Here is a 24,429-nt window from a genome sequence, read left to right on the forward strand (position 1 = left end):
TCGTGGGCCATCGACAGCTGTCACGCATCCGTGCACTGGATCTCAGACAGGTGTATGAAGGCCGCCGGAAAATGAGGGAGAATGCCCGAGTGGCGGCGGATTTCAAGGGCTTCAAAGCCTTCAAGGGCGACTACCAGGAACTGGTGGACGAGATCTCGGAGCTGCTGGGCGCCCCGGCGACCCTGGAGAACCGCGACTTCGAGCTGATCGCCTTCGGCGCCTACGACAGCGACGACGAGCTGGATCCCTCCGCGCTGGACCCGGTGCGCACCCGCTCGATCCTGACCCGGCGCTCCACGGCCACGGTCCGGGCGTGGTTCGAGGGCTTCGGGATCACCCGCGCGACCGGCCCGGTGCGGATCCCGCCGACCCCGGAAGCCGGGGTGTACCGGGGCCGGATCTGCCTGCCCGTACGCCATCGGGGCGTCGCCCTCGGCTATGTCTGGCTGCTGGACAGCGAGCCCGGGCCGACGGACGCACAGCTGGCCGCCGCGATGGAGGTGGCCGGCCGGATCGGCGCGCTGCTCGCGGACGAGGCGGAGGCCGGGGCCGGGCTGAGCCGGGAGCTGCGGGCGGTGCTCACCGCCGAGCGCGGCTGGCAGCAGGACATGGCGGTGGCGGAACTGCGCACCGCCCTCGGCCCCCGCGCCGACGGCCCGCTCACCCTCGTCTGCGTCGCCCCCTGGCCCTCGGCCGACCCGGAAGACGCCCCCGCCGCCCGCACGATCCCCCACGCCACCGCCCTGTGCACGCTTCCCTGGGGCCCCTCGCAACAGAGCCTCGCCCTGCTGGTACGACTGCGGACACCGCAGGTGACCACGCCGGCCCTGGCAGCGGCCACCCGCCTCCTCAAGGAGGCCGAGGGGGTTCAGGGCGCGGTGGGGGACGCGCCGCGCGCGACGCGCGGGGGCGGGGCGGGAACAGGCACGCCGACACCGGGGGGCGCGCCGCACGGGGGCGGGGCGGGGACAGGGGCGGCGGCACCAGGGGACGCGGCGCGCGGGGCCGGGGCTCGGGCGGCTGCGGCGGCTGCGGTGGGGCCCTCCGGAATGGCCAGGGGCGCCGGGGGTGCCGTATGCGCCGCCGGGGTTGGTGATCCCCGCACCGGCCTCGCCGAGTTGGGCACGCTCTGGCGGGAGGCCGCCGCCGCCACGCGCGCCGCGCTGGCCGAGCCGCGGTTCGGGCCGGTCGCCCAGTGGGCGCACATCGGGCCGTACCGGCTGCTGACCGCGCTGCCGCCGCAGGCCGCGCACGATCCCGTGGCCGGCCCTCTCCTTTCCCCCGCCCACCGGGAACTGGCCCGCACCGCCGAGGTCTACCTCGACTGCGCCGGCCAGGCCGGCCGTACGGCGGCCGAGCTGGGCATCCACCGGCAGACCCTCTACTACCGCCTCTCCCGCGTCGAGCAACTGACCGGCCTGGACCTGGACGACGGCGAGGACCGCCTGCTGCTGCACATGGCACTGAAACGGGCACGCCTGGGCTTCGGCTTCGCCGACCCGAGCTGAAAAGTCGCCGCTGCGGGGCGTCAGGGTCAGCGCCCCAGCACCTCACCGAGCGCCCGCGCTCCCACTCCCACTCCCACTCGCGCTAGCCGCGATGATCCGTCGTAGCCCCTCCGTCAACTGCTCCGCGCTGGTCGCCGAGGCCGGGTCGAAGAGCCACTGGACCATGAGGCCGTTGAGGAGGGTCATGTAGAAGCGGCCCTCGGTTTCGGTGGCCTCCTCGTCGAGGTCGGCTTCCGGGACGCCGCTGAAGAGGGACACCAGCCCCGAGCGCCCCTCCTTCTGCGCCTCGGCCAGCAGCTTGCGCACCTCCGCGATGCGATCGTCGCCCTGGAACATCAGCTCGAAGCTGAGCAGCCAGACCGCCCGCGACTCGGGCACCGTGCGGATGATCGTCGCCCACACCTCCTGGAAGCGCTCCAGCGAACCCGGCGACTGGCTGAACTCGCCGCCGAACGCCGGGTCGAACCTCTCCCCCACGCCCTCGATCAGCGCGATGTACGCCTGCACCAGCAACGCGTCCTTCGACCCGTAGTGGTAGCCGATCGACGCCAGGTTGGTCCCCGACTCCTTGACGATGTCCCGCGCGGTCGTACGCAGGAACCCCTTCTCCATCAGGCAGCGCTTGGCGCCTTCGAGCAGATCCTCACGGTGTCCCATGGGCGCCACCCTATCGCCGATCCATACGAGCGTCCTAGACGGGTGACTTATACAATCGTTCTAGACAAGCGTTTAAGACGTGCGTACAGTCCCTGTCATGACGAACGCGACGAGCACCACCACAACCCCGGCCACCCGTGCCGGACGGCGCGAATGGACCGCTCTCGGCGTGCTGATGCTGCCGCTGCTGCTGGTCTCGATGGACGTCTCGGTCCTGTACTTCGCGACCCCCGCGATCAGCGCGGACCTGCACCCGAGCGGCACCCAGCAGCTGTGGATCTTCGACGTCTACGGCTTCGTCCTGGCCGGTCTGCTGATGACGATGGGCTCGCTCGGCGACCGCATCGGCCGCCGCAAACTGCTCCTCATGGGGGCCGCGGCCTTCGGCGGCGCCTCGCTCCTCGCGGCCTACGCCGGCAGCGCCGACACCCTGATCGCGGCCCGCGCGATCCTCGGCGTCGGCGGTGCGACCCTGATGCCGTCCACGATGGCGCTGCTGCGCACGATGTTCACCGACCCCGCTCAGCGTGCGAAGGCGATCGGGCTGTGGTCCGGCGTCATGACCGGCGGTATCGCGCTCGGCTCCGTGATGAGCGGCATCCTGGTCGAGCACTTCTGGTGGGGCTCGGTCTTCCTGGTCAACCTGCCCGCGATGGCACTGCTGTTGCTCCTCGGTCCGGTGCTGCTGCCGGAGTCCAGGGATCCGAACCCCGGGCGTTTCGACTGGGTGAGCGTCCCGCTGTCCATGGCGGCCGTGCTCCCCGTCGTCTACGGCCTGAAGGAGATCCCCTCCGAGGGCTGGCACCCGCTGTACGTCGTCTCCGTCAGCGTCGGCCTGCTCTTCGCCGCGCTCTTCGTCCACCGTCAGCGCAGCAGCGACTCACCGCTGATCCCGCCGGCCCTGCTGAAGGGCCACGGCTTCACCCCGGCGCTGGTCCTGAACCTCGTCAGCAGCCTCGGCATGATGGGCTCGGCCATCTTCACCACGCAGTACCTGCAGTCGGTCCTCGGCTTCAGCCCGCTGTCGGCGGCCCTGTGGAGCCTGCTGCCCTCGGTGTTCATCGGGCTCGCCGGGCCGGTCACCGCACAGCTCGTGCAGCGGGGCGTCAACCGGGGGTACGTGGTCGCGGGCGGCTTCGCCGCGATGGCGGCCGGTTACGCGATGCTCGCCCTCGTCGGCACCGACTCGCTGTGGCTGGCGCTGGCCGGGGCCGGTGTCCTGGCCTGCGGCGTCGTCGCGATCATGTCCCAGCTGACCGACCTGGCCATGAGCAGTGCCCCGGTGGAGCGTGCGGGGACGGCCTCCTCCCTGCTGGAGACCAGCGCCGAGTTCGGCGGCGCGCTCGGCATGGCGGTCCTCGGCTCGATCGGTACGGCGGTCTACCGCCACGAGATGCCGGCCACCGCCCCGGCCCGGGCCCGCGAGACCCTGGGCGACGCCCTCGCCACGGCCGCGCACCTGCCGGGCCGGGCCGGCGAGTCCCTGCTCGGCACGGCCCGCGCGGCGTTCACCACCGGGATGCACGGCGCGGCGATCGCCGGGGCGGTGCTGCTGGCGCTGGCAGCGGTCGGGGCGGCGGTGTCCTTGCGGAGGATCGAGGTGCGGGACGACAGGTAGGCCACGAACGAACGCCGGGCGGGCTGACGAAAGTCAGCCCGCCCGGCGTTCGCAGACGAGTTCAGCCCTCCAGCCCGCCGAGTCGGGCGGGCGGGACAACAACTCAGGCCAGGTTCACCGACCGGGCCGATGTAGCACCGATTTCGGAAGCAACCTCGGCCAAAACAGCGGAGCCCACCGTGTCATCGACAGTGAGCACAGCCAACGCTTCGCCGCCCACCGCTGCGCGAGCAACCTGCATGCCGGCGATGTTGATGCCGGCCTCGCCGAGGATGCGGCCGACGGTGCCGACGACACCGGGACGGTCCTCGTAGCGCAGGACGACCATGTGGTCGGCGAGGGCGAGGTCGACGTCGTAGTCACCGACCGCGACGATCTTCTGGATGTGCTTCGGGCCGGCCAGCGTGCCGGAGACCGACACCTCCTCGCCGTCGGCGAGCGTGCCGCGCACGGTGACCACGTTGCGGTGCTCGGCCGACTCGGAGCTGGTGGTCAGCCGGACCTCGACGCCGCGCTCCTGCGCGAACAGCGGCGCGTTGACGTAGCTCACCGTCTCGTCGACGACGTCCTCGAAGACGCCCTTGAGCGCGGACAGCTCCAGCACCTTCACGTCGTGCTGGGTGATCTCGCCGTACACCTCGACGTCGAGGCGGTGCGCGACCTCGCCGGCGAGCGCGGTGAAGATACGGCCGAGGCGCTCGGCGAGCGGCAGGCCGGGCTTGACGTCCTCGGCGATGACACCGCCCTGGACGTTGACCGCGTCCGGCACCAGCTCACCGGCGAGGGCGAGGCGCACGGACTTGGCGACCGCGATGCCCGCCTTCTCCTGGGCCTCGTCGGTGGAGGCGCCGAGGTGCGGGGTGCAGACCACCTGGTCCAGCTCGAACAGCGGGGAGTCGGTGCAGGGCTCCTTGGCGTACACGTCGAGGCCGGCGCCGGCGACCCGGCCCTCCTTCAGCGCCGCGTACAGCGCCGCCTCGTCCACGATGCCGCCGCGCGCGGCGTTGACGATGCGCACGCTCGGCTTGACCCGGCGCAGCGCCTCGTCGCCGATGAGGCCGAGGGTCTCGGGGGTCTTGGGCAGGTGGACGGTGATGAAGTCGGAGACCTCCAGCAGCTCGTCCAGGGACAGCACCTTGACGCCCATCTGCGCGGCGCGGGCGGGCTGGACGTAGGGGTCGTAGGCGACGACCTTCATGCCGAAGGCGGACATGCGCTGGGCGACCAGGGCGCCGATGCGGCCGAGGCCGACGACACCGAGGGTCTTCTCGGCCAGCTCGACGCCCGTGTACTTGCTGCGCTTCCACTCGCCGTTCTTCAGCGCGGCGTTGGCCTGCGGGATGTTGCGGGCGGAGGCGAGGATCAGTCCGCAGGCCAGCTCGGCGGCGGTCACGATGTTGGAGGTCGGGGCGTTGACGACCATCACGCCGGCCTTGGTGGCGGCGGAGACGTCGACGTTGTCCAGGCCGACGCCGGCGCGGGCGACGACCTTGAGCTTCTTCGCGGCGGCGATGGCCTCGGCGTCGACCTTGGTCGCGGAGCGGATCAGGATCGCGTCGACATCGGCGATGGCGGAGAGCAGTTCGGCTCGGTCGGCTCCGTTGGCGTGCCGGATCTCGAAGTCCGGGCCGAGTGCGTCCACGGTCGCGGGCGACAGCTCTTCAGCGATGAGTACGACGGGTTTCGAGCTCACGTGAGGTCCTCACAAGTCCAGAGCATGCGGACGGCCGTCCCGACGGCCGCAGGCGGAGGAGGGGAGCGGCGCCGGGGAATTTCCGGTGCGCTCCCGCGCCCGCCGCGGCAGCGGCTGTATGTCACAGCCGGTGCGTGCTCTCGGTGTGCCGGACGAAGGTCCTCGTAGCGGAGCTACTAGGGCCTTTGGCCGGTGCGGCGAGAGTGCGTGCCGGGCGGCGTGGGGGTGTGCCGGAAATTTCTCGGGGTCGCTTAGCCGCGGAAGACGCACGACGCTGTGGGCCTGACGCGTTGTTGTACAGCAGTCTAGTGGCGCCGCGGTCGCCGTTTTGCGCCGCCGCGGAAGTATCACCCGGACGGGAATCTACATTTTGTAGCCCCGCCGGTGGTTGTGGAACAGGGGGCCGGAGCAGCATGCCCCGGCCCCCTGACGTGAGGCTTACGCCTCCTCGTTCACCCAGCTCATCAGCTTGCGCAGCTGCTTGCCCGTGGTCTCCAGCAGGTGCTCGGAGTCCTGCTGCTTGTACTCGTTGTACTTCTTCAGGCCGCCGTGGTACTCGTCCATCCACTGCTGAGCGAAGGAGCCGTCCTGGATCTCGGCGAGGACCTTCTTCATCTCGGCCTTGGTGGCGTCGGTGATGATGCGCGGGCCGGTGACGTAGTCGCCCCACTCGGCGGTCTCGGAGATGGACCAGCGCATCTTCTCCAGGCCGCCCTCGTACATGAGGTCCACGATCAGCTTCAACTCGTGCAGGCACTCGAAGTAGGCGATCTCCGGCTGGTAGCCGGCCTCGGTCAGGGTCTCGAAGCCCGCCTTGACCAGCGCGGCCGTACCACCGCAGAGGACGGCCTGCTCGCCGAACAGGTCGGTCTCGGTCTCCTCGGTGAAGGTCGTCTTGATGACGCCGGCGCGGGTGCCGCCGATGCCCTTGGCGTACGACAGGGCGAGCGCGAAGGCGCCTCCGGAGGCGTCCTGCTCGACGGCGGCGATGCACGGAACGCCGCGGCCCTCCTCGTACTGACGGCGCACCAGGTGGCCCGGGCCCTTCGGGGCGACCATGCAGACGTCCACGCCGGCCGGGGGCTTGATGAAGCCGAAGCGGATGTTGAAGCCGTGGCCGAAGAACAGCGCGTCGCCGTCCTTCAGGTTCGGGGCGATGGACTCCTCGTAGACCTGGGCCTGGATCGGGTCCGGGACCAGGATCATGATGACGTCGGCCTCGGCGGCGGCCTCCGACGGCGTCACCACGCGCAGGCCCTGCTCCTCGGCCTTGGCCTTGGACTTGGAGCCCTCGTGCAGACCGACACGCACGTCGACACCGGAGTCACGCAGCGACAGCGCGTGGGCGTGGCCCTGGCTGCCGTAGCCGATGACCGCGACCTTGCGGCCCTGGATGATGGACAGGTCGGCGTCAGCGTCGTAGAACAGCTCGGCCACTTTGGGTTCTCTCCTTGGTGTGCAGGTTGTGCGTCCCACCGTATGCCGGTGAGGGGAAGGGAAGTCTCGGGGTCTCGGCATCCGGGCGGACGGCGTGTCGCCACCCGCCCGGTTTCAGCCGTACTGCAGTTCTCTTCGGCTCTCTTCAGCTTTACGCGGATCGGTCGAGAGCGCGCAGCGAGCGGTCGGTGATCGAACGGGCACCGCGGCCGATCGCGATCGTGCCGGACTGCACCAGCTCCTTGATGCCGAACGGCTCCAGCATCTTGAGCATGGCGGACAGCTTCTCGCTGGATCCGGTGGCCTCGATGGTGACGGCCTCCGGGGAGACGTCCACGGTCTTGGCGCGGAACAGCTGGACGATCTCGACGATCTGGGAGCGGGTCTCGTTGTCGGCGCGGACCTTCACCAGGACGAGTTCGCGCTGCACGGCCTGACCGGGCTCCAGCTCCACGATCTTCAGCACGTTGACGAGCTTGTTGAGCTGCTTGGTCACCTGCTCCAGCGGCAGGTCCTCGACGCCCACCACGATGGTGATGCGGGAGATGTCGGGGTGCTCGGTGACGCCGACCGCGAGCGAGTCGATGTTGAAGCCGCGGCGCGAGAACAGGGCGGCGATCCGGGCGAGGATGCCCGGGGTGTTCTCCACCAGGACCGAGAGCGTGTGCTTGGACATGGTCTTTTTACGTCTCTCTCGCTCAGTCGTCTTCGTTGTCGCCGAAGTCGGGGCGGACGTCCCGGGCGGCCATGATCTCGTCGTTGGAGGTGCCGGCGGCGACCATCGGCCACACCATCGCGTCCTCGTGGACGATGAAGTCGATGACCACCGGTCGGTCGTTGATGGAGTTCGCCTCTTCGATGACCTTGTCCAGGTCCTCCGGGCGCTCACAGCGCAGGGCCGCGCAGCCCATCGCCTCGGACAGCTTCACGAAGTCCGGCACGCGCGTGCCCTTGGCCTCCGGGTTGATGTCGTCGGGGCCACTGTGCAGCACGGTGTTGGAGTAGCGCTGGTTGTAGAACAGGGTCTGCCACTGGCGGACCATCCCGAGGGCGCCGTTGTTGATGATGGCGACCTTGATCGGGATGTTGTTCAGGGCGCAGGTGGTCAGTTCCTGGTTGGTCATCTGGAAGCAGCCGTCGCCGTCGATCGCCCAGACCGTGCGGCCCGGCTGTCCGGCCTTGGCGCCCATGGCGGCGGGGACCGCGTAGCCCATGGTTCCGGCGCCGCCGGAGTTCAGCCAGGTGGCGGGCTTGTCGTACTGGATGAAGTGCGCGGCCCACATCTGGTGCTGGCCGACGCCCGCGGCGAAGATGGTGCCCTCGGGGGCGAGTTGGCCGATGCGCTCGATGACCGCCTGCGGGGAGAGCGAGCCGTCCTCGGGCTGGTCGTAGCCGAGCGGATAGGTCTCGCGCCAGCGGTTCAGGTCGCTCCACCAGGCGGTGTAGTCGCCCTTGTGGCCCTCGCTGTGCTCCTTCTGCACCGCCTGGATCAGGTCTGCGATGACCTCGCGGGCGTCACCGACGATCGGCACGTCGGCGGCGCGGTTCTTGCCGATCTCGGCCGGGTCGATGTCGGCGTGGACGATCTTGGCGTACGGGGCGAAGCTGTCCAGCTTGCCGGTGACGCGGTCGTCGAAGCGGGCTCCGAGGGCGACGATCAGGTCGGCCTTCTGCAGCGCGGTGACGGCGGCGACCGCACCGTGCATGCCCGGCATTCCCACGTGCAGCGGGTGGCTGTCGGGGAACGCGCCGAGCGCCATCAGGGTGGTGGTGACCGGCGCTCCGGTGAGTTCGGCGAGGACCTTCAGCTCGGCGGTGGCTCGCGCCTTGAGGACGCCGCCGCCGACGTAGAGGACGGGCCGCCGGGCGGAGGTGATCAGCTTGGCGGCCTCGCGGATCTGCTTGGCGTGCGGCTTGGTCACCGGGCGGTAGCCGGGCAGGTCCATGGTGGGCGGCCAGGAGAAGATCGTCTTCGCCTGGAGGGCGTCCTTGGAGATGTCGACCAGGACCGGGCCCGGGCGGCCGGTGGAGGCGATGTGGAACGCCTGCGCGATGACCCGCGGGATGTCCTCGGCCTTGGTGACCAGGAAGTTGTGCTTGGTGATCGGCATGGTGATGCCGACGATGTCCGCCTCCTGGAAGGCGTCCGTGCCGATCGCCTTCGAGGCGACCTGGCCGGTGATCGCGACCAGCGGGACGGAGTCCATGTGCGCGTCGGCGATCGGCGTGACCAGGTTGGTGGCACCGGGGCCGCTCGTCGCCATGCAGACGCCGACCTTGCCGGTGGCCTGCGCGTAGCCGGTGGCCGCGTGGCCGGCGCCCTGCTCGTGGCGGACCAGCACGTGACGGACCCTCGTCGAGTCCATCAGGGGGTCGTACGCCGGCAGGATCGCGCCGCCGGGAATGCCGAATACCGTGTCAGCGCCGACCTCCTCGAGGGAGCGGATGAGGGACTGCGCACCCGTCACGTGCTCGACGGGGGCGGACTGCTGTCCTCCGGATCGGGGCCGCGGCTGCGGATGGGCCCCGGTGGCCTGCTCGGTCATCGGCATTCTCTTCTCGATGCTGAGGGTTTTTGCGAGGTTTGTACGGAGTTCAAGCGCTGCACGAAAGGCACTCGTGCAACAAAAAACCCCTCGTGCCGTAGGGCAAGCGAGGGGAGCGCGCCGGTGAGGTCGCTGGGGTTGCCGGATCGTCCTCCGGTGGGCCCCAGCTCAGCCGACGCGCTGTCCAAGTACGAGAATTCGGGTGCGCATGGCACTGACCCTCCCCCCGACGCGCACCACGTGTCAAGTGGGTGGGACGGGAGTCTCAGAATGTGAGCGAAGGGCACTGCCACCTCCGAAGACAGCCGTAACACCCCCTGTGTACACCCCGGAGCGCCCCTTCGGTTCACTGGCGGTCCCGGCGAACGCCGGCTCGGCCGGTGCGTGCGGCACCGGATAATGGCCGGATCCGAGCGCCCGGCGCAGCCGGTACTCGTCCAGCGCCCCCGCGAACGCCATGCCCTGCCCATGTGTGCAGCCCATCGCGCGCAGCGCGACGACCTGCTCCGGCAGGTCCACGCCTTCGGCCACGGACTGCAGGCCGAGGTCGCCGGCGATCCTCAGCAGACCGCTGGTGATCTTGTGCAGCCGTGCGGACTCCACGACGCCCTCGACCAGAGTGCGGTCGAGTTTCAGCAGGTCCACGGGGAGCCGTCGCAGGGCGGTGATGGCCGCGTGGCCGCTGCCGAAGCCGTCCAGCGCGATCCGCACCCCGAGCCGGCTGAGCGCGGTCAGCCGCCGCTCCAGCTCGTCCAGGGAGATCTGCGGATCGGTGCCGGACAGCTCGAGGTGCAGCGCGCCGGGCGGCAGCGCGTGCCGGGTCAGCAGCGCCTCCACGGAGCCGAGCGGCATCGAGCGGTCCAGCAGCCGCCGGGCGCTCATCCGGACGGCGACCGGTACGACGGTCCCGGTGGCGGCACGTTCGGCGGCCTGCTCGACGGCCTCCTGCAGGATCCATTGGTCCAGCTCTGCGGTCTTGTCGCCGTCCTCGGCCACCCGGAGGAACTCGGCCGGGGTGAACAGCACCCCCTGCGAGGAGCGCCAGCGCGCCTGTGCCGAGACCGCCGTGATCCGGCCACTCGCCAGGCACACCACCGGCTGGTGCAGCAGGGTGAACTCGCCGTCGTGCAGCGCGGCGCGCAGCCGGGTGGCCAGCTCCGCCTTGCGCACGACGTCCTGCTGCATCTGCGGCTTGTACAGCTCGACCCGGCCCTTTCCGGCCGCTTTCGCGCGGTACATCGCGAGGTCGGCGTTGCGCAGCAGCTCGCCCGCGCCGAGGCCCGGCTCGGCGAAGGCGACGCCGATGGAGGCGTTGACCCGGACGTCCTGGCCGTCGATCGCGTACGGCTGGGAGAGGGTCACCCTGAGGCGGTCGGCGAGCTCCAGGATGTTCCGCTCCCGGGCGGCGCGGTCGCGGGTGCCGTCCCCGACGATCAGGGCCGCGAACTCGTCGCCGCCCAGCCGGGACGCGGTGTCCCCGTGCCGGACCGCGTCCTGGAGTCTGCGGGCGGCCTGGACGAGCAGCTCGTCCCCGGCCTGGTGCCCGATCGTGTCGTTGACGGCCTTGAAGCCGTCCAGGTCGATGAAGAGCACGGCGGTGCCCCGCAGGGCGGCGCCCCGGTCGGTGGCGCGGCGGCCGGACAGGGCCTGCTGCACGCGCCGGGTGAACAGCGCGCGGTTGGGCAGGTCGGTCAGCGGGTCGTGCTCGGCGTTGTGCTGCAGCTGTGCCTGCAGGCGGACGCGTTCGGTCACGTCCCGGCTGTTGAAGATCAGGCCGCCGTGGTGGCGGTTGACGGTGGACTCGACGTTGAGCCAGCCGCCGTCGCCGGAGCGGAAGCGGCACTCGATGCGGGTGGTGGGTTCCTCCAGGGGACTGGCGGCGAGGAAGCGGCGCACCTCGTGCACCACGCAGCCCAGGTCCTCCGGGTGAATGAGGCCGGCCAGTTCCGTGCCCACCAGGTCCTCGGCGGGGCGGCCGTAGACCCCGGCGGCGGCCGGGGAGACGTACCGCAGGACGCCGTTGGGGGCGGCGATCATGATCACGTCGCTGGAGCCCTGCACCAGGGAGCGGAAGTGGTTCTCCTTCTGCGCCAGTTCCTGGGTGAGGGTGATGTTGTCCAGCAGCATGATGCCCTGCCGGATGACGAGCGCGAGCACGACGGCTCCCGCGGTGATCAGCACGACATGGTCGGGTCGGCGCCCGTTGAGGACGTTGTACAGGATGCCCAGGGTGCACACGGCGGCGGCGAGGTACGGGGTGAGGGCGGCGAGGGAGCCGGCGAGCGGCCGGCCGGCCGGATACCGGCTGTGATCACCTCCCGGGGCGGGCACGGGCACAGGGTGGTGGCTCGTGCCGCGCTGTCCGGGCACGTGCTCGTGGACCACGCGCGTGTGCCCGTCCGGTACGTGCGCCTCCGGTGCGCCCTTGCGGCGGGGCGCGGCCCAGGGGGCGTAGGCGAGCAGCAGCGAACCGGCGAACCAGCCGGCGTCCAGCAGCTGCCCGGAGTGGTAACTGCTGTGCAGCAGCGGCGAGGTGAACAGCGCGTCGCACATCACGGTCAGGGCGAGCGCGCCGATCGCCGTGTTCACCGCGGTGCGGTTGCCCGGGGTGCGCCGGAAGTGCAGCGCGAGCACCATGCTGACCAGCACGATGTCGAGCAGCGGGTACGCCAGCGACAGCGCGGTGTGCGCCACGCTCGGTCCGTCGAACCGGGCCGCCTGGGCGAGCGCCAGGCTCCACGACAGCGTGAGCAGCGAGCCGCCGATCAGCCAGGCGTCCAGCGCCAGACAGACCCAGCCGGCCTTGGTCACCGGCCGCTTGGCGAGCACCAGCAGGCCCACGATGGCGGGCGGCGCGAAGCACAGGAAGAACAGGTCCGCGTACGAGGGGCTGGGCACGGGCCGGCCGAGGACGACCTCGTACCACCCCCAGACCGCGTTGCCGAGGGCCGCCATCGCCGAGGAGAGGGCGAACAGCAGCCAGGCCGAGCGGAAGCGGATGCGCGGACTGCGGGCGTACAGGAAGCAGGAGACGGCGGCGGTGCCCGCCGCGGCGGCCAGCCCGAAGTCGCCCATGATCAGCGCCAGTTCGTCCGTGCCCCAGTCGAAGGCGGCCCCGACGGCGTAGGCCGCGCAGACCAGGGCGAGAACGAGTTGCTCCTTCGTGCGCGTGCCGTCACCGGCGGCCGGCCGACCGGGCGACGGCGCCTGCTGCGGATGCGGTGCTCGCACCGCCGTGTCGAGGGCGGTCGTCACCGAGGGCGGCGCGCTCACCGGGGCCTCCCGGTCCGCGCCGTCCCCGGGTCCCGACGGTCCCGGTGCGCTGGGTGTGCATGCCTCCTGCGGCCGCTGGGCCTGCGTTGCTGGTGGCTGTGGTGACTGGTGTGGTGACCACGTCTGCGCGTGGCCGTGCGCCAGGGTCGTCGGCGGCTCCGCCGCGTCGGATCGTTCGTCCATAGGCCGTGCATCGCCCGTCGCCCCCCTCACAAATCTGAAATGTCCATCCCCGGCGCCGAACGCTCGGCGGCAGCCCCTGTCGGGACGATACACCAGGATCGTCACTCAGGGACATAGCGTCTCTACGCTCCGTGACGACCAGCGGGGATGCGGGCACGGGCCGCGTCCGAGGGGTTGCGGAGGGTGCCGGAAGCGGACTAGGCCCCTGTCGTCAGGATCACGTTCCGCAGCGGCTCGTGGTTCACGTAGCGGGTCAGCTGGTCGACGAGCAGCCGCTTCGCACGCGGCAGGAAGGCGGAGCTGGGCCCGCCCACGTGGGGGCTGATGAGCACGCCGGGGGCCTGCCAGAGCGGGTGTCCGGGCGGCAGCGGCTCGGGGTCGGTGACATCGAGGGCCGCGGTGATACGGCCGCTGTCCAGCTCCGCGAGCAGCGCCTTGGTGTCCACGACGGGACCGCGCGCGACGTTCACGAGCAGGGCACCGTCCTTCATCCGCCCCAGGAACTCGGCGTCGACCAGCCCTCTTGTCTCCTCCGTCAAGGGCGTGGAAAGGATCACGACGTCGGCGTGTGGAAGCAAAGAAGGCAATTCGGTGAGCGGATGCACCGGACCGCGCGCCGTGGTGCGCTTGGAGCGCGCGACGCGCGCCACCCGCGCGAGTTCAAAAGGCGCGAGCCGGTCCTCGATGGCTTCGCCGATGGCGCCGTAACCGACGATGAGGACGGACCTGTCGGCGAGCGAGGGATGGAAGGCGCTCTGCCAGCGCTCCTGCTGCTGGGCACGGACGAAACCGGGGATGCCGCGCAGGGAGGCGAGCGTCAGGGCGAGCGCGAGTTCCGCGGTGCTCGCCTCGTGCACCCCGCGCGCGTTGCACAGCCGCACGCCCGGCCGGATGACCGACAGCCGGGCGGTGACGTCGTCGACGCCCGCCGTCAGCGTCTGGATCACCCGGACGTTCGTCAGGTGCTCCAGCGGGCGCACCTTGACCGGCCACCGCTTCATGTACGGCACCACGTACAGCACGCAGTCCGCCGGGTCGCCGGGAAAGTCCTGGTCACCGTCCTCGCCGCCGTCCCAGAACAGGTACCGGAGCCCCTCGGGAAGCCCCTCGATCTCCTCCGGCGCTATGGGAAGCCACACGTCAGCACTCATGGCATGGAGGCTATGTCAGGTACGCGCGCGTGCAGAGGTTAGGTTGGGGGCCGGGCAGAGGGAGGTTCACGAGCAGGTGGAGCGCAGGACGATCGGCGCGGGGGCGCTCGCGGTGGGGGCCGTCGGACTCGGGTGCATGCCGATGAGCTGGGCGTACAGCGGGTCGCGGCAGCGGGGCGAGGAATCGCTCAGGACCGTGCACCGGGCGCTGGACCTGGGCTCGACCCTGCTGGACACGGCGGACATGTACGGCCCGTTCACCAATGAGCTGCTGCTGGGACGGGTGCTGAAGGAGCGGCGCGCGGAGGCCTTCGTGTCCACGAAGGCGGGGCTGCTGGTGGGCGAGCAGCACATCGTGGCCAACGGCCGCCCCGGGTATGTGAAGCGAGCCTGCGACGCTTCCCTGCGTCGCCTCCAGACGGACGTGATCGACCTCTACCAGCTGCACCGCGCCGATCCCGAGGTCCCCATCGAGGAGACGTGGGGCGCGATGGCCGAGCTGGTGCGGGCCGGCAAGGTGCGGGCACTGGGCCTGTGCGCGGTGGGCGCGCGCGGCGGCCGCCGCTCGGGGGCGGGGCTGCACGACGGTACGTTGCGGCAGTTGCGGCGAGTGCAGCAGGTGTTCCCGGTGGCCGCGGTGGAGGCGGAGCTGTCGGTGTGGTCGCCGGAGGCACTGCAGGCGCTGCTGCCGTGGTGCGAGGCGCGGGGCGTGGGTTTCCTCGCGGCCATGCCGCTGGGCAACGGTTTCCTGACCGGCACACTGACCCCCGGCGAGGGCTTCGAACCGGACGACGTCCGGGCCCGGCACCCCCGTTTCACCGCCGAGATGATGGCCGCCAACCAGCCGATCGTCGCGGGCCTGCGCCGCATAGCGCGCCGCCACGGCGATCACGTCACCCCGGCCCAGGTGGCCCTGGCCTGGGTCCTGGCACAGGGCCGCCATGTGATAGCCCTTCCGGGCACCAAGCAGGAACGCTGGGCCGTGGAGAACGCGGCGGCGGGCGACCTGCGACTGACCGAGGACGACCTCGGGGAGGTGTCGCGACTGCCGGCGGCCCAGGGGTCCTGGGACTGAGGGCTCCCCGGGATCGGTTGTGCCGGGGCGGGAACCCGGGTGGGCGGTGTATGAGAACGTGCACCTGGTGCTGGACGACCGCCTCGAAGGGACCGCGATCGTGCAACGACGAGCTGTGCCGGCCGCGTTGGCCGTGGCCGCCCTCCTGCTGACGGCCGGCTGCTCCTCGGGCGGGGGAGTGCCTCCTGGCGGCTTCGGGGTGCCGACCGCCAGGGGTACGGCACCGGGCACGGCCCCCTCCGGCCACGCCACCGACCCGGCGGCGCCCGCCAAGGGCTCGGTGACGGTGCTGCGCACCGTGGCCGAGGGCCTGAGGACACCGTGGGGTCTGGCCCCGCTGCCCGGCGGCGGTCTCCTGGTCTCCTCCCGCGACGACGGCACGATCACCCGGATCGACGAGAAGACGGGCCGCAGGACCGAGCTGGGCACGGTCTCCGGGGTCTCCCCGGCCGGCGAGGGCGGTCTGCTGGGCATCGCCCTGTCCCCCGACTACGCCGCGGACCACATGATCTACGCCTACTTCACCTCGGCCTCGGACAACCGCGTCGTCCGCGTGCTGTACGACGAGCGGAAGCCGCCCGGTGAGCAACTGGGCGCTCCGGACACGGTGTTCAAGGGCATACCCAAGGGCCAGGTCCACAACGGCGGCCGGATCGCGTTCGGCCCGGACGGCATGCTGTACGCGGGCACCGGCGAGAGCGGCGAGCGCGGACTGGCGCAGGACAGGAAGTCCCTGGGCGGCAAGATCCTGCGCCTGACCCCGGAGGGCGAACCGGCGCCGGGCAATCCGTTCCCCGGCTCCCCGGTGTATTCCTACGGCCACCGCAACGTCCAGGGTCTGGCGTGGGACGACCGACAGCGCCTGTTCGCCTCGGAGTTCGGGCAGGACACCTGGGACGAGCTGAACGCGATCAAGCCGGGCGGGAACTACGGCTGGCCGAAGGCCGAGGGCAGGTCCGCGAACGCCGCCTTCCAGAACCCGATCGCCCAGTGGCACACCGACGACGCCTCCCCCAGCGGCATCGCCTACGTCAAGGGTGTGATCTGGATGGCGGGCCTGAAGGGACAGCGCCTGTGGCGCATCCCGCTGAAGGGCACGGAGGTCTCGGCGGCACCCCAGGCCTTCCTCACCGGCGAGTACGGCCGACTGCGCACGGTGGTCGCGGCGGGCGGCGACAGGGTCTGGCTGGTGACCAGCAACACGGACGGCCGGGGCCGGCCGAAGCAGGGGGACGACCGGGTGCTGGAGGTGGCGGTGAGGTGAGGAGCGCCGTTACACGTCCTCGGCTTCGATGAGGGACTGTTCGAGGAGCGCCACCGAGACGAGGATCAGGAAGGCCCGGTGGACCATGTAGTCGACCGTCAGCCCGGGGGCCACGGACACGACGCGGATGTCCTCGCCGCTGACGGCCTGCGACACCGGCGTGAACGGGTCCTCGGCCAGCTTGAGGAGGCCGCGCTCCAGCAGCTTGCGCCGCTCCTCCGGAAGCGCGTCCCGCTGCGCCGCAGCGCGCTCCGTGAACTCGATCTGGTACAACATGACTCCTCCCGCGTCGCCTGCCACCACTATGGCGCGGCGGTGCCATCCCCCTCCCCGCTTCCCGGGCGCTCGCTGTCCCGCGCCGGATCGGGCTCCGTCCCGGCCGGCGCCGGTTCCGGCAGACGTATGACCGCCTTGCCCGAGGCCAGGTCTATCGGGCCCCGTCCGGGGTCGTTGTCGCCGACGTCCTCGCGGGTCAGCTCCAGGCGGTTCTGTTCGTCCCGGGTGTGTTTGCGGCCGGGTGCGAACAGTTCCTCGAAGGCGTTGAACACGGCCCCTCCCCCGCTTTCTCCCCCTTGCGGCTTTTCTTCAGCGTAGATCTCAGCCCGCCGTTCCGGCAGTGAGCGTCTCGGCCGGGAACAGGCCCAGCCGGTGCGCCATCGCCGCCGCCTCGCCCCGACCGGAGACGCCGAGCTTGCCGAGGATGTTGGAGACGTGGACGCTCGCGGTCTTCGGTGAGATGAACAGCTCCTCGGCGATCTGGCGGTTGGTGCGGCCGGCCGAGACCAGGCGCAGCACGTCCCGCTCCCGGCTGGTGAGGCCGAGGGCCGCGGCCGGGTCGGCGGAGGCGAGGGCCTGCCGGGGCGGGCGGGTCAGGGGGAGGCGGGCCCGCTGGGCGAGCCGCGCGACGGTGTCCGCGAGAGAGCGGGCGCCGAGGTGGGCGGCGACGGCGGCGGCCAGCCGGAGCAGTTCCACCGCGCGGTCGCGTTCGTCGTCGCCGCCGCCGGCCAGGAGCGCTCCGGCGAGACGGTGACGGACCCGGGCGAGCTCGTAGGGGCGGTCCAGGCACTCGAAGGCGGTGACGACCGGCGACCAGTCCTCGGCCGTGTCCGCGCCCTCCGCGCGGCGCAGCTCCGCGCGGGTCCACTGGTCGTACGCCTGCCAGAGCGGGACCCCGGTGGTGAGCGTGCGTACGGCTTCACGCAGGCGGTCGAGGGTCTCGGCGCGGCCGGGTTCGGCGGCGGGCAGGGCACGGGCCTCGGCCTCCGCGGTGGCGGCGGCCCGCAGCAGCGGCCAGCCGTAGCGCTGGGTGCCGGGCGGGAAGCCGTCGTCCAGGGCCCGGTGCAGTTCGGCGCGGGCGTCGGCGATGCGGCCCTCCTCGGCGGCGACACCGAGGGCGACCCGGGCCAGGGGCAGGGAGAGCTGGGGCATGGGGTCGTGGGTGCCGTAGTGGGCGCGGGCGGCGGCGAGTTGGCGGCCCGCCTCGGCGAGGTCGCCCCGGGCCAGGGCGAGATGGGCCAGGCCCAGGGCGCCCTGGCCGCGCGGCTTGGCACTGTGGCCGACCCGGGTCGCGTGGGTGGCGGTCTCGGCGGCCTCCGCCCAGTCGCCGAGCGAGTAGAGCGCCTCGGACAGGTTGCCCCGTATCCATGACTCGGCGTCCATCTGCCCGTGGGCGCGGGCGAAGACGATGCCCTCGCGCAGGAGAGGGACGGCCTCCCGGTCACGCCCGATGCTCTGCAGCTCGGACGGCAGGTTCACATAGGCGCGGCCCGCGACATGGTGCACACCCTCAGCGAGGGTGTGCCGCAGCACCTGCCGCATCTCCGCCAGGCCGGTCTCGGTGTCGCCCGCGTCCACCCTGAGGCCGCCGAGGGTGAGGCGGGCGTGCAGTTCGGTGTCGCGGGCGCCGACCATGCGCGCGTACTCCACGGCCCGCTCGGCGGCGGCGAAGGCCTCGCTTCCGGGCCGGTGCAGCATGGACCAGCCGGCGGCGAGGGCCAGCACCTCGGCGTGCACCTCGGACGGCGGCAGGCCGCGCACCAGGTCCTGGGCGGTGGCCAGTTCCTGCCAGCCGTCGCCGCGGGCCAGTGCCTGGACGAGCCGGGAGCGCTGCACCCAGAACCAGGCGGCGCGCAGGGGGTCCGGCTCGTCCTCCAGGAGACGCAGCGCCCGCTTGGTGATCTTCAGCGCGCGTTCGCGTTCCCCGCCGAAGCGGCCCGCGACCGCCGCCTCGGCCATCAGGTCGAGATAGCGCAGCGGAGTGGTGGCCGGGTCGCAGCCGCACGGGGGGTAGACCTCGGTGTAGTCGACCGGGCGCAGGGCGGAGCGCACCTCCTCGGGGGCGCTGTCCCACAGCTCCATCGCCCGCTCCAGGAGCCCGAGTTGCTCGGTGTAGGCGTGCCGGCGGCGGGCCACGACGGAGGCGTCCAGGACGGCGGGCAGGGCCTTGGCGGCGTCGTGGGCGTGGTACCAGTAGCTGGCCAGGCGCATCACCCGGGCGTCGGCCGGGACGAGCGTGGGACCGGCCTCCAGGGCTTCGGCGTAGCGGCGGTTGAGCCGGGAGCGTTCGCCGGGCAGCAGGTCGTCGGCGACGGCCTCGCGGACCAGGGAGTGCCGGAAGCGGTAGCCGTCGCCGGCCGGGGTGACGGTGAGGATGTTGGCGCCGACGGCGGCCCGCAGCGCCTCGATGAGGTCGTCCTCGGCGAGTTGGGCGACGGCGGCGATCAGCCGGTACTCCACGGTGGAGCCGCCCTCGGCGACGACCCGGGCGACCTGCTGGGCGCTCTCGGGCAGCGCCTCGACCCGGACCAGGAGCAGGTCGCGCAGGGAGTCGGTGAGGCCGGTGCAGCAGCCGTCGCAGGCGGCGACGGCGAGTTCCTCGACGAAGAAGGCGTTGCCGTCGGAGCGTTCGAAGATCTCGTCGACCTGGGCGGGGTCCGGTTCGGCGGCGAGGATGCCGGCGATCTGGCGGCCCACCTCCTCGCGGGTGAAGCGGGCGAGTTCGATGCGGCGGACGGTGCGCAGCCGGTCGAGTTCGGCGAGCAGCGGGCGCAGCGGGTGGCGGCGGTGGATGTCGTCGGAGCGGTAGCTCGCGAGGACGAGGAGGCGGCCGGTGCGCAGGGTGCGGAAGAGGTAGGCGAGGAGGTGGCGGGTGGAGGCGTCGGCCCAGTGCAGGTCCTCCAGGACGAGCACGACCGGGTGTTCGGCGGCGACCCGCTCCAGCAGCCGGGCGGTGAGCTCGAACAGGCGGGCCATGCCCTGCTCGTCGTGGCGGCCGGCGCCGGCCTCGCCCAGGTCGGGCAGGAGGCGGGCCAGTTCCTCCTCCTGTCCCTGCGCGGCCGCGGCGAACTGAGCGGGCAGGGCGTCGCGCAGGGCGCGCAGCGCGGTGGAGAAGGGCGCGAACGGCAGGCCGTCGGCGCCGATCTCCACGCAGCCGCCGACGGCGACGACGGCGTGCCGGCCCGCGGCGGTGGCGAACTCCTCGACGAGGCGGGTCTTGCCGACCCCCGCCTCGCCGCCGAGCAGCAGCGCCTGGGGCTCGCCGGCGCGGGCGCGGGCGAGCGCGTCGTTCAAGGTGTTCAGCTCGTCGGTGCGGCCGACGAACACGGGGCTGACGGACCTGGTCTCCACGGGCCCGAGCATCGCACGGGGTGCGGACGGCACGGCAGCGGTTTTCCACAGGTCCGGTGTGATCGTCGTACCGGTGGCCGGGAAGGTCGTGCCAACAGACGGAAGGGTCGTACGGCCGGGATGGGCAGTCGTACGACCCTGGTCCGGGAGGTCAGGACGATCAGGAAGGTCCGGAAGGTTGGGAAGGTCCGGAAGGCGGCCGACCCCCGTACGGCCACCCTCCGTCCCGGCCCCGTTCGCCCCGGCCCCGTTCGCCCCGGCCCCGCCCGTCGGTCCGGTGTTCACGCGGTGCGCGGGACGCGGCGCCGGCGGGGCCGGGCGGTATGGGACTCGGCGACCGCGCCGGCGTGGCCGGCGGAGCCCTCGCGGCGGGCGGCGCGGCGGGCCCGGACGGCCTCGCTGGCCAGGCGCACCTGTTCGGCCTCGTGGATCAGCTGGGCGGAGCGCATCTTGTGGTAATCGAACTCGATCATGACGTGTCCTTCGAGGAGAGCCGGTGTCGTGCATCGCTTTCTGCGATGCCTCCACCTTCGTCTCCCAGGGGGGTGCGCCACATCGGGAGAGTTCCGCATCTTCGGGCGGCGTACGGGCACGCACGCACGCGTAAGGGGCCTTAGGACATCCGTAAGGTGCTCTCGGATGCCCTAAGGCCCCTGGGACCTGCGGTTTCTCAGCCGGTCGAGGGCAGTGCGAGCAGGGCGTCGGAGTACTTCAGAACGGCCAGCAGCAGGCCGATGCCCCCGAGCGCGACGCCGGCCCACGCGACCGACTTGATCCAGCTCGCCTGCGGGCGGCCGGGAGCGCCGAAGGCGGGCCGGGCGAGCACGACCACGCCGGTGAGCAGCGCGGCCAGCGCGAACAGGCCGGCCCACAGGGCGGTGCTGTGCCAGGCGTTGCCGTAGACCGCCTTGATCTGGGTGGCGACGCTCGCCGTGGAGGAGGTCCGCAGTTGGCCGATGAGCTGCTCGCGGGCGCCGGCGACGGTGCCGATCCAGCCGCCGCTGAGCGAGACGAGCCCCAGGGCGGCAGAGACGACGGCACCGGCGCCCTGGCCCACTCCGGAGGGCGCCTTGTCCGGCGCGGGTTCCTGCTCCCCGGCGGCTTCCTCCCCGGAGGCTGCCTCCTCGACGGACTCCTCCTCGACGGCGTCCGCCTGTCCCGAGCCGTCCTCAAGGGCCTTGGCCCGCGCGGCTCCCTCCTCGGTGGTGGCGGCCTCCACCGCCGTCTCGTCGCCCTGCGCCCCGGTGCCGGCCGTGGCGCCTTCCGCTGTCTTCGTAGCCATGCCCGGCACCGTACGGACCCTGTCTGAGAGGTCCCTTAATGATCGCAAACAGTGATGGTCAGCGAGCGTCGTGCGCGGTACGCGCGCGTGCCGCGCGCCAGTCGGGGGCGAGCACCGACCAGATCTCGGTGTCGTGCCGGACCCCCCGGTGCAGATGGTTCTCCCGGAGCACGCCGTCCCGGGTCATCCCCAGCCGCCGGGCGACGTTGATGCTCGGCAGGTTGCCGGAGGCCGCGTGCCACTCCACGCGGTGGATGCCCCGCTCCTCGACCGCCCAGTCGATGAGCAGGCGCATCGCCCGGGTGATCAGTCCGCGTCCGGTCGCGGCGGGCTCCAGCCAGCAGCCGACCTCGCAGTTGCCCCGCTCGGCGTCGAAGTTCAGCGTCAGCACCCCGCCGACGAGCTTCCCGTCCAGCCAGATGCCGTGGTAGGAGGCGCTGTCGGCGGCGCGCAGATCGGCGTACCGGCGGAGCGTCTCCCGGGCCGAGGCCAGGTCGGTGACCTGCGAGCCGAACGGGATGAACTGCCCGATGAACTCCCTGCCCCGGTCCAGGTGGGCGAGGAACTCCTCCGCGTGCCACACCTCCAGGGGCCGCAGTTCGGCGCCGTCGTCACCCAGGGATATCGCGTACATCGCGCTGCTCTTCCTTCCGCAGTTCCTCCACCGACACCCTGCCGAGCCTCTCATGCGCGGCGCGGCACTCGGGCGGCTCGATGCTGAGGCGGGGCAGGCGGCGCTCGAGCCAGGCGGGCAGCCACCAGTTGGCGGCGCCGAGCAGATGCATCAGCGCGGGCACGAGGAGGGTGCGCAGAACGAAGGCGTCCAGGGCGACGGCGGCGGCGAGCGCGATGCCGAACATGGCGATCACGCGGTCGCCGCTGAGCACGAAGGCGAGGAAGACCGAGATCATGATGATCGCGGCGGAGTTGATGACCCGGCTGGTCTCGGCGAGGCCCACGCGGACGGCGCGCCGGTTGTCACCCGTTTCCAGCCACTCCTCGTACATCCGGCTGACCAGGAAGACCTGGTAGTCCATGGAGAGCCCGAAGAGGACGGACACCATGATCACGGGGAGGAACGGCTCGATGGGCCCGGCCCGGCCGAGGCCGAGCAGTTCACTGCCCCAGCCCCACTGGAAGACCACGACGACCACGCCGAACGCGGCGGCCACGGCGGCGATGTTCATCACGGCGGCCTTGAGCGGGATGCCGAGCGAGCGGAACGCGACGAGCAGCAGCAGACAGCCCAGTCCGATGACTGCGCCGACGAACAGGGGCAGCTTACCGACGATCACACCCGCGAAGTCGTCGTAGCCGGCGGTGACCCCGCCGACCTGGATGTCGAGGGAGGTGCCGGTTTCCGCGCGCGGCAGCACCTTCGTGCGCAGCCGGTCCACGAGGTCGCTGGTGCGCTGCGACTGCGGCGCGGAGTCGGGGACGACGGTGAGGTAGGCGGTGCCGCCGCCGGTGTCGTAGGTCGCCGGAGTGACGGAGGCGACGCCCGGCGTCGAGCGCAGGGTCGTGTCGAGGTTGTCCAGGGCGAGCCTGTCGGCGGCACCGTCCACGCGGGTGACCAGGGTGAGCGGCCCGTTCACTCCGGGCCCGAAGCCCTCGGCGAGCAGGTCGTAGGCCTTGCGGGTGGTGGCGGTGCGCGGGTCGTTGCCCTGGTCGGAGGTGCCGAGGTGGAGGGAGAGGGTGGGCAGGGCGAGCAGGGCGACGACGGCGACGGCGAGCGAGCCGAGCAGCTTGGGGCGACGCTCGACCAGCGCCGACCAGCGGGCGGCGAGACCGGTGGGCAGCTCCGGGCTCGGCCCGTGCTCGGCGAGCCGGCGCCGCTCGCGGCGGCTGAGCGCCCGGGGGCCGATGTACGACAGCAGAGCGGGCAGCAGGGTGACGGAGGCCGCGACGGTGAGCACGACCGTCAACGAGGCGGCCACGGCGACCCCGTTGAGAAAGCTCAGCCTCAGTATCAGCATCCCCAGCAGGGCGATGCACACCGTCGCACCCGCGAAGACGACCGCGCGTCCGGTGGTGGCCACCGCGTTCACGGCGGCCTCGGTGACACTCAGGCCGCGTTTCAGTCCGCGCCGGTGTCTGGTCACTATGAACAGCGCGTAGTCGATGCCGACGCCGAGGCCGATGAGCATGCCGAGCATGGGCGCGAAGTCGGCGACCGTCATGGCGTGGCCGAGCAGGCCGATGCCGGAGTAGGCGGTGCCGACGCCGACCAGGGCGGTGGCGATGGGCAGGGCCGAGGCGGCGAGCGAGCCGAAGGCGAGGAACAGTACGACCGCGGCGACGAGCACGCCGACCAACTCGGCGGTGTGTTCGCGCGGGGACGCCGTGAGCCCGATGGCGCTGCCGCCCAGTTCCACCTGGAGCCCGCCGCTCTCGGCGGCCTTGGCGGTGTTCACCACGGCCTGGGCCTGGGCCTTGCCGATGTGCTCGGCTTCCTGCGTGAAGGTGACGGTGGCGTAGGCCGTGTGGCCGTCGGCGCTGATCCGGTGGGCGCCCTGGCCGCCGTACGGGCCGGTCACCGAGGCGACGCCGGGCAGCGAGGCGATCCGGTCCAGGGTGCGGGTCATGGTCTGCTCGACGCCGGCGGCACGGACGGTGCCGGTGGCGGTGTGCCAGACGACGGTGTCGCTGTCCCCGCCCAGGCCCGGGAAGCCCTCCTTGAGCAGCTGCGCGGCACGGCCCGCCTCGGTGCCGGGGACGTCGTAGGCGTTCGAGTACGACGATCCGGCCACGGCCGCGGCCGTGGTGACTCCGCCGAAGGCGAGGAGCCACAGCAGCACGGCGATCAGCCGATGCCGGACACACCAACGGGCGAGGTCTGCCACGGACGTGCTCCCAGAAGTGCGAATTTTTGGATCTTTGGCCGGGAACGATCGTCCATAAACTGAACAGCCCGCAAAGAAGGTATGAGCAATCAGAAGACACTGTTGCAGGCGAAAGTGATCGTTTGCGACGATCATGGGCTTAATCACAGGAGTGGGAGCGACATCACAGGACACTCCGGCGAACTCTGTCGCCTCATAAGGTTTTTGTAAGCGAGAAAAGGGGCAGTGCACCGGGTTCGGTGCACTGCCCCTCGGGATCGCTCCGCGCTGCC

General features: G+C 71.7%; 18 protein-coding genes. 4 read left to right on the top strand and 14 right to left on the bottom strand.

Annotated features, from left to right (window positions below):
• Positions 1-71 precede the first annotated feature (71 nt).
• Positions 72-1,508, top strand: coding sequence for a PucR family transcriptional regulator (locus ACWC2T_RS25755; protein ID WP_450672721.1), 1,437 nt, complete (start codon positions 72-74; stop codon positions 1,506-1,508).
• A gap of 42 nt (positions 1,509-1,550) precedes the next feature.
• On the opposite strand, the gene ACWC2T_RS25760 is transcribed toward ACWC2T_RS25755, so the two are convergent.
• Positions 1,551-2,165 (bottom strand): TetR/AcrR family transcriptional regulator, encoded by a 615-nt coding sequence (locus tag ACWC2T_RS25760; RefSeq protein WP_450672722.1) that lies wholly within the window; start codon positions 2,163-2,165, stop codon positions 1,551-1,553.
• 97 nt (positions 2,166-2,262) lie between these two features.
• Between ACWC2T_RS25760 and ACWC2T_RS25765 the strand changes: the two genes are divergently transcribed.
• Positions 2,263-3,783 (top strand): MFS transporter, encoded by a 1,521-nt coding sequence (locus tag ACWC2T_RS25765; protein ID WP_450672723.1) that lies wholly within the window; start codon positions 2,263-2,265, stop codon positions 3,781-3,783.
• Positions 3,784-3,886: 103 nt separating this feature from the next.
• Here the strand turns inward: ACWC2T_RS25765 and serA are convergent, their stop codons facing one another.
• The 6 genes from serA to ACWC2T_RS25795 form a co-directional block, all read right to left on the bottom strand.
• Positions 3,887-5,476 carry a phosphoglycerate dehydrogenase gene (serA, locus tag ACWC2T_RS25770; protein WP_450672724.1) on the bottom strand — a complete coding sequence of 530 codons (1,590 nt, stop codon included), beginning with the start codon at positions 5,474-5,476 and terminating at the stop codon, positions 3,887-3,889.
• Positions 5,477-5,914: 438 nt separating this feature from the next.
• A complete protein-coding gene (ilvC, locus tag ACWC2T_RS25775; RefSeq protein ID WP_450672725.1) occupies positions 5,915-6,913 on the bottom strand; it encodes a ketol-acid reductoisomerase in 999 nt (332 codons plus the stop codon).
• Between the two features lie 151 nt (positions 6,914-7,064).
• On the bottom strand, positions 7,065-7,589 hold the full coding sequence (gene ilvN / locus ACWC2T_RS25780) for an acetolactate synthase small subunit (protein ID WP_055708145.1): 525 nt from the start codon (positions 7,587-7,589) through the stop codon (positions 7,065-7,067).
• Between the two features lie 22 nt (positions 7,590-7,611).
• The gene (locus tag ACWC2T_RS25785) at positions 7,612-9,459 is read right to left on the bottom strand and encodes an acetolactate synthase large subunit (protein ID WP_450672726.1); all 1,848 of its coding nucleotides are present in this window, start codon (positions 9,457-9,459) and stop codon (positions 7,612-7,614) included.
• A gap of 243 nt (positions 9,460-9,702) precedes the next feature.
• The gene (locus ACWC2T_RS25790) at positions 9,703-12,732 is read right to left on the bottom strand and encodes an EAL domain-containing protein (protein WP_450672727.1); all 3,030 of its coding nucleotides are present in this window, start codon (positions 12,730-12,732) and stop codon (positions 9,703-9,705) included.
• 380 nt (positions 12,733-13,112) lie between these two features.
• Complete coding sequence (locus ACWC2T_RS25795; protein ID WP_450672728.1) at positions 13,113-14,066, bottom strand: 2-hydroxyacid dehydrogenase; 954 nt, start codon at positions 14,064-14,066, stop codon at positions 13,113-13,115.
• Positions 14,067-14,142: 76 nt separating this feature from the next.
• Between ACWC2T_RS25795 and ACWC2T_RS25800 the strand changes: the two genes are divergently transcribed.
• Together ACWC2T_RS25800 and ACWC2T_RS25805 are read left to right on the top strand one after the other, a co-directional pair.
• Positions 14,143-15,141 (top strand): aldo/keto reductase, encoded by a 999-nt coding sequence (locus ACWC2T_RS25800; protein ID WP_450672729.1) that lies wholly within the window; start codon positions 14,143-14,145, stop codon positions 15,139-15,141.
• 115 nt (positions 15,142-15,256) lie between these two features.
• Positions 15,257-16,405 (top strand): PQQ-dependent sugar dehydrogenase, encoded by a 1,149-nt coding sequence (locus tag ACWC2T_RS25805; protein WP_450672795.1) that lies wholly within the window; start codon positions 15,257-15,259, stop codon positions 16,403-16,405.
• A gap of 9 nt (positions 16,406-16,414) precedes the next feature.
• Here the strand turns inward: ACWC2T_RS25805 and ACWC2T_RS25810 are convergent, their stop codons facing one another.
• The 7 genes from ACWC2T_RS25810 to ACWC2T_RS25840 all read right to left on the bottom strand — a co-directional run bounded on the left by ACWC2T_RS25810 (position 16,415) and on the right by ACWC2T_RS25840 (position 24,157).
• A complete protein-coding gene (locus tag ACWC2T_RS25810; protein ID WP_450672730.1) occupies positions 16,415-16,681 on the bottom strand; it encodes a type II toxin-antitoxin system RelE family toxin in 267 nt (88 codons plus the stop codon).
• Positions 16,682-16,707: 26 nt separating this feature from the next.
• Positions 16,708-16,953, bottom strand: coding sequence for a DUF6191 domain-containing protein (locus ACWC2T_RS25815; RefSeq protein WP_450672731.1), 246 nt, complete (start codon positions 16,951-16,953; stop codon positions 16,708-16,710).
• Positions 16,954-17,002: 49 nt separating this feature from the next.
• Complete coding sequence (locus ACWC2T_RS25820) at positions 17,003-20,044, bottom strand: helix-turn-helix transcriptional regulator (RefSeq protein WP_450672796.1); 3,042 nt, start codon at positions 20,042-20,044, stop codon at positions 17,003-17,005.
• A 269-nt stretch (positions 20,045-20,313) separates the two neighbouring features.
• Positions 20,314-20,505, bottom strand: a complete 192-nt coding sequence (locus ACWC2T_RS25825; protein ID WP_450672732.1) for a hypothetical protein — start codon at positions 20,503-20,505, stop codon at positions 20,314-20,316.
• A 197-nt stretch (positions 20,506-20,702) separates the two neighbouring features.
• A complete protein-coding gene (locus ACWC2T_RS25830) occupies positions 20,703-21,314 on the bottom strand; it encodes a hypothetical protein (RefSeq protein ID WP_450672733.1) in 612 nt (203 codons plus the stop codon).
• Between the two features lie 58 nt (positions 21,315-21,372).
• Positions 21,373-21,948 carry a GNAT family N-acetyltransferase gene (locus tag ACWC2T_RS25835; RefSeq protein WP_450672734.1) on the bottom strand — a complete coding sequence of 192 codons (576 nt, stop codon included), beginning with the start codon at positions 21,946-21,948 and terminating at the stop codon, positions 21,373-21,375.
• Positions 21,926-24,157: an MMPL family transporter gene (locus tag ACWC2T_RS25840; protein ID WP_450672735.1), complete on the bottom strand. Its 2,232-nt coding sequence runs from the start codon at positions 24,155-24,157 to the stop codon at positions 21,926-21,928. Before ACWC2T_RS25840 ends, ACWC2T_RS25835 begins: the two co-directional genes overlap by 23 nt.
• Positions 24,158-24,429: the final 272 nt, after the last annotated feature.

Source organism: Streptomyces sp. NPDC001393 (assembly GCF_053597455.1).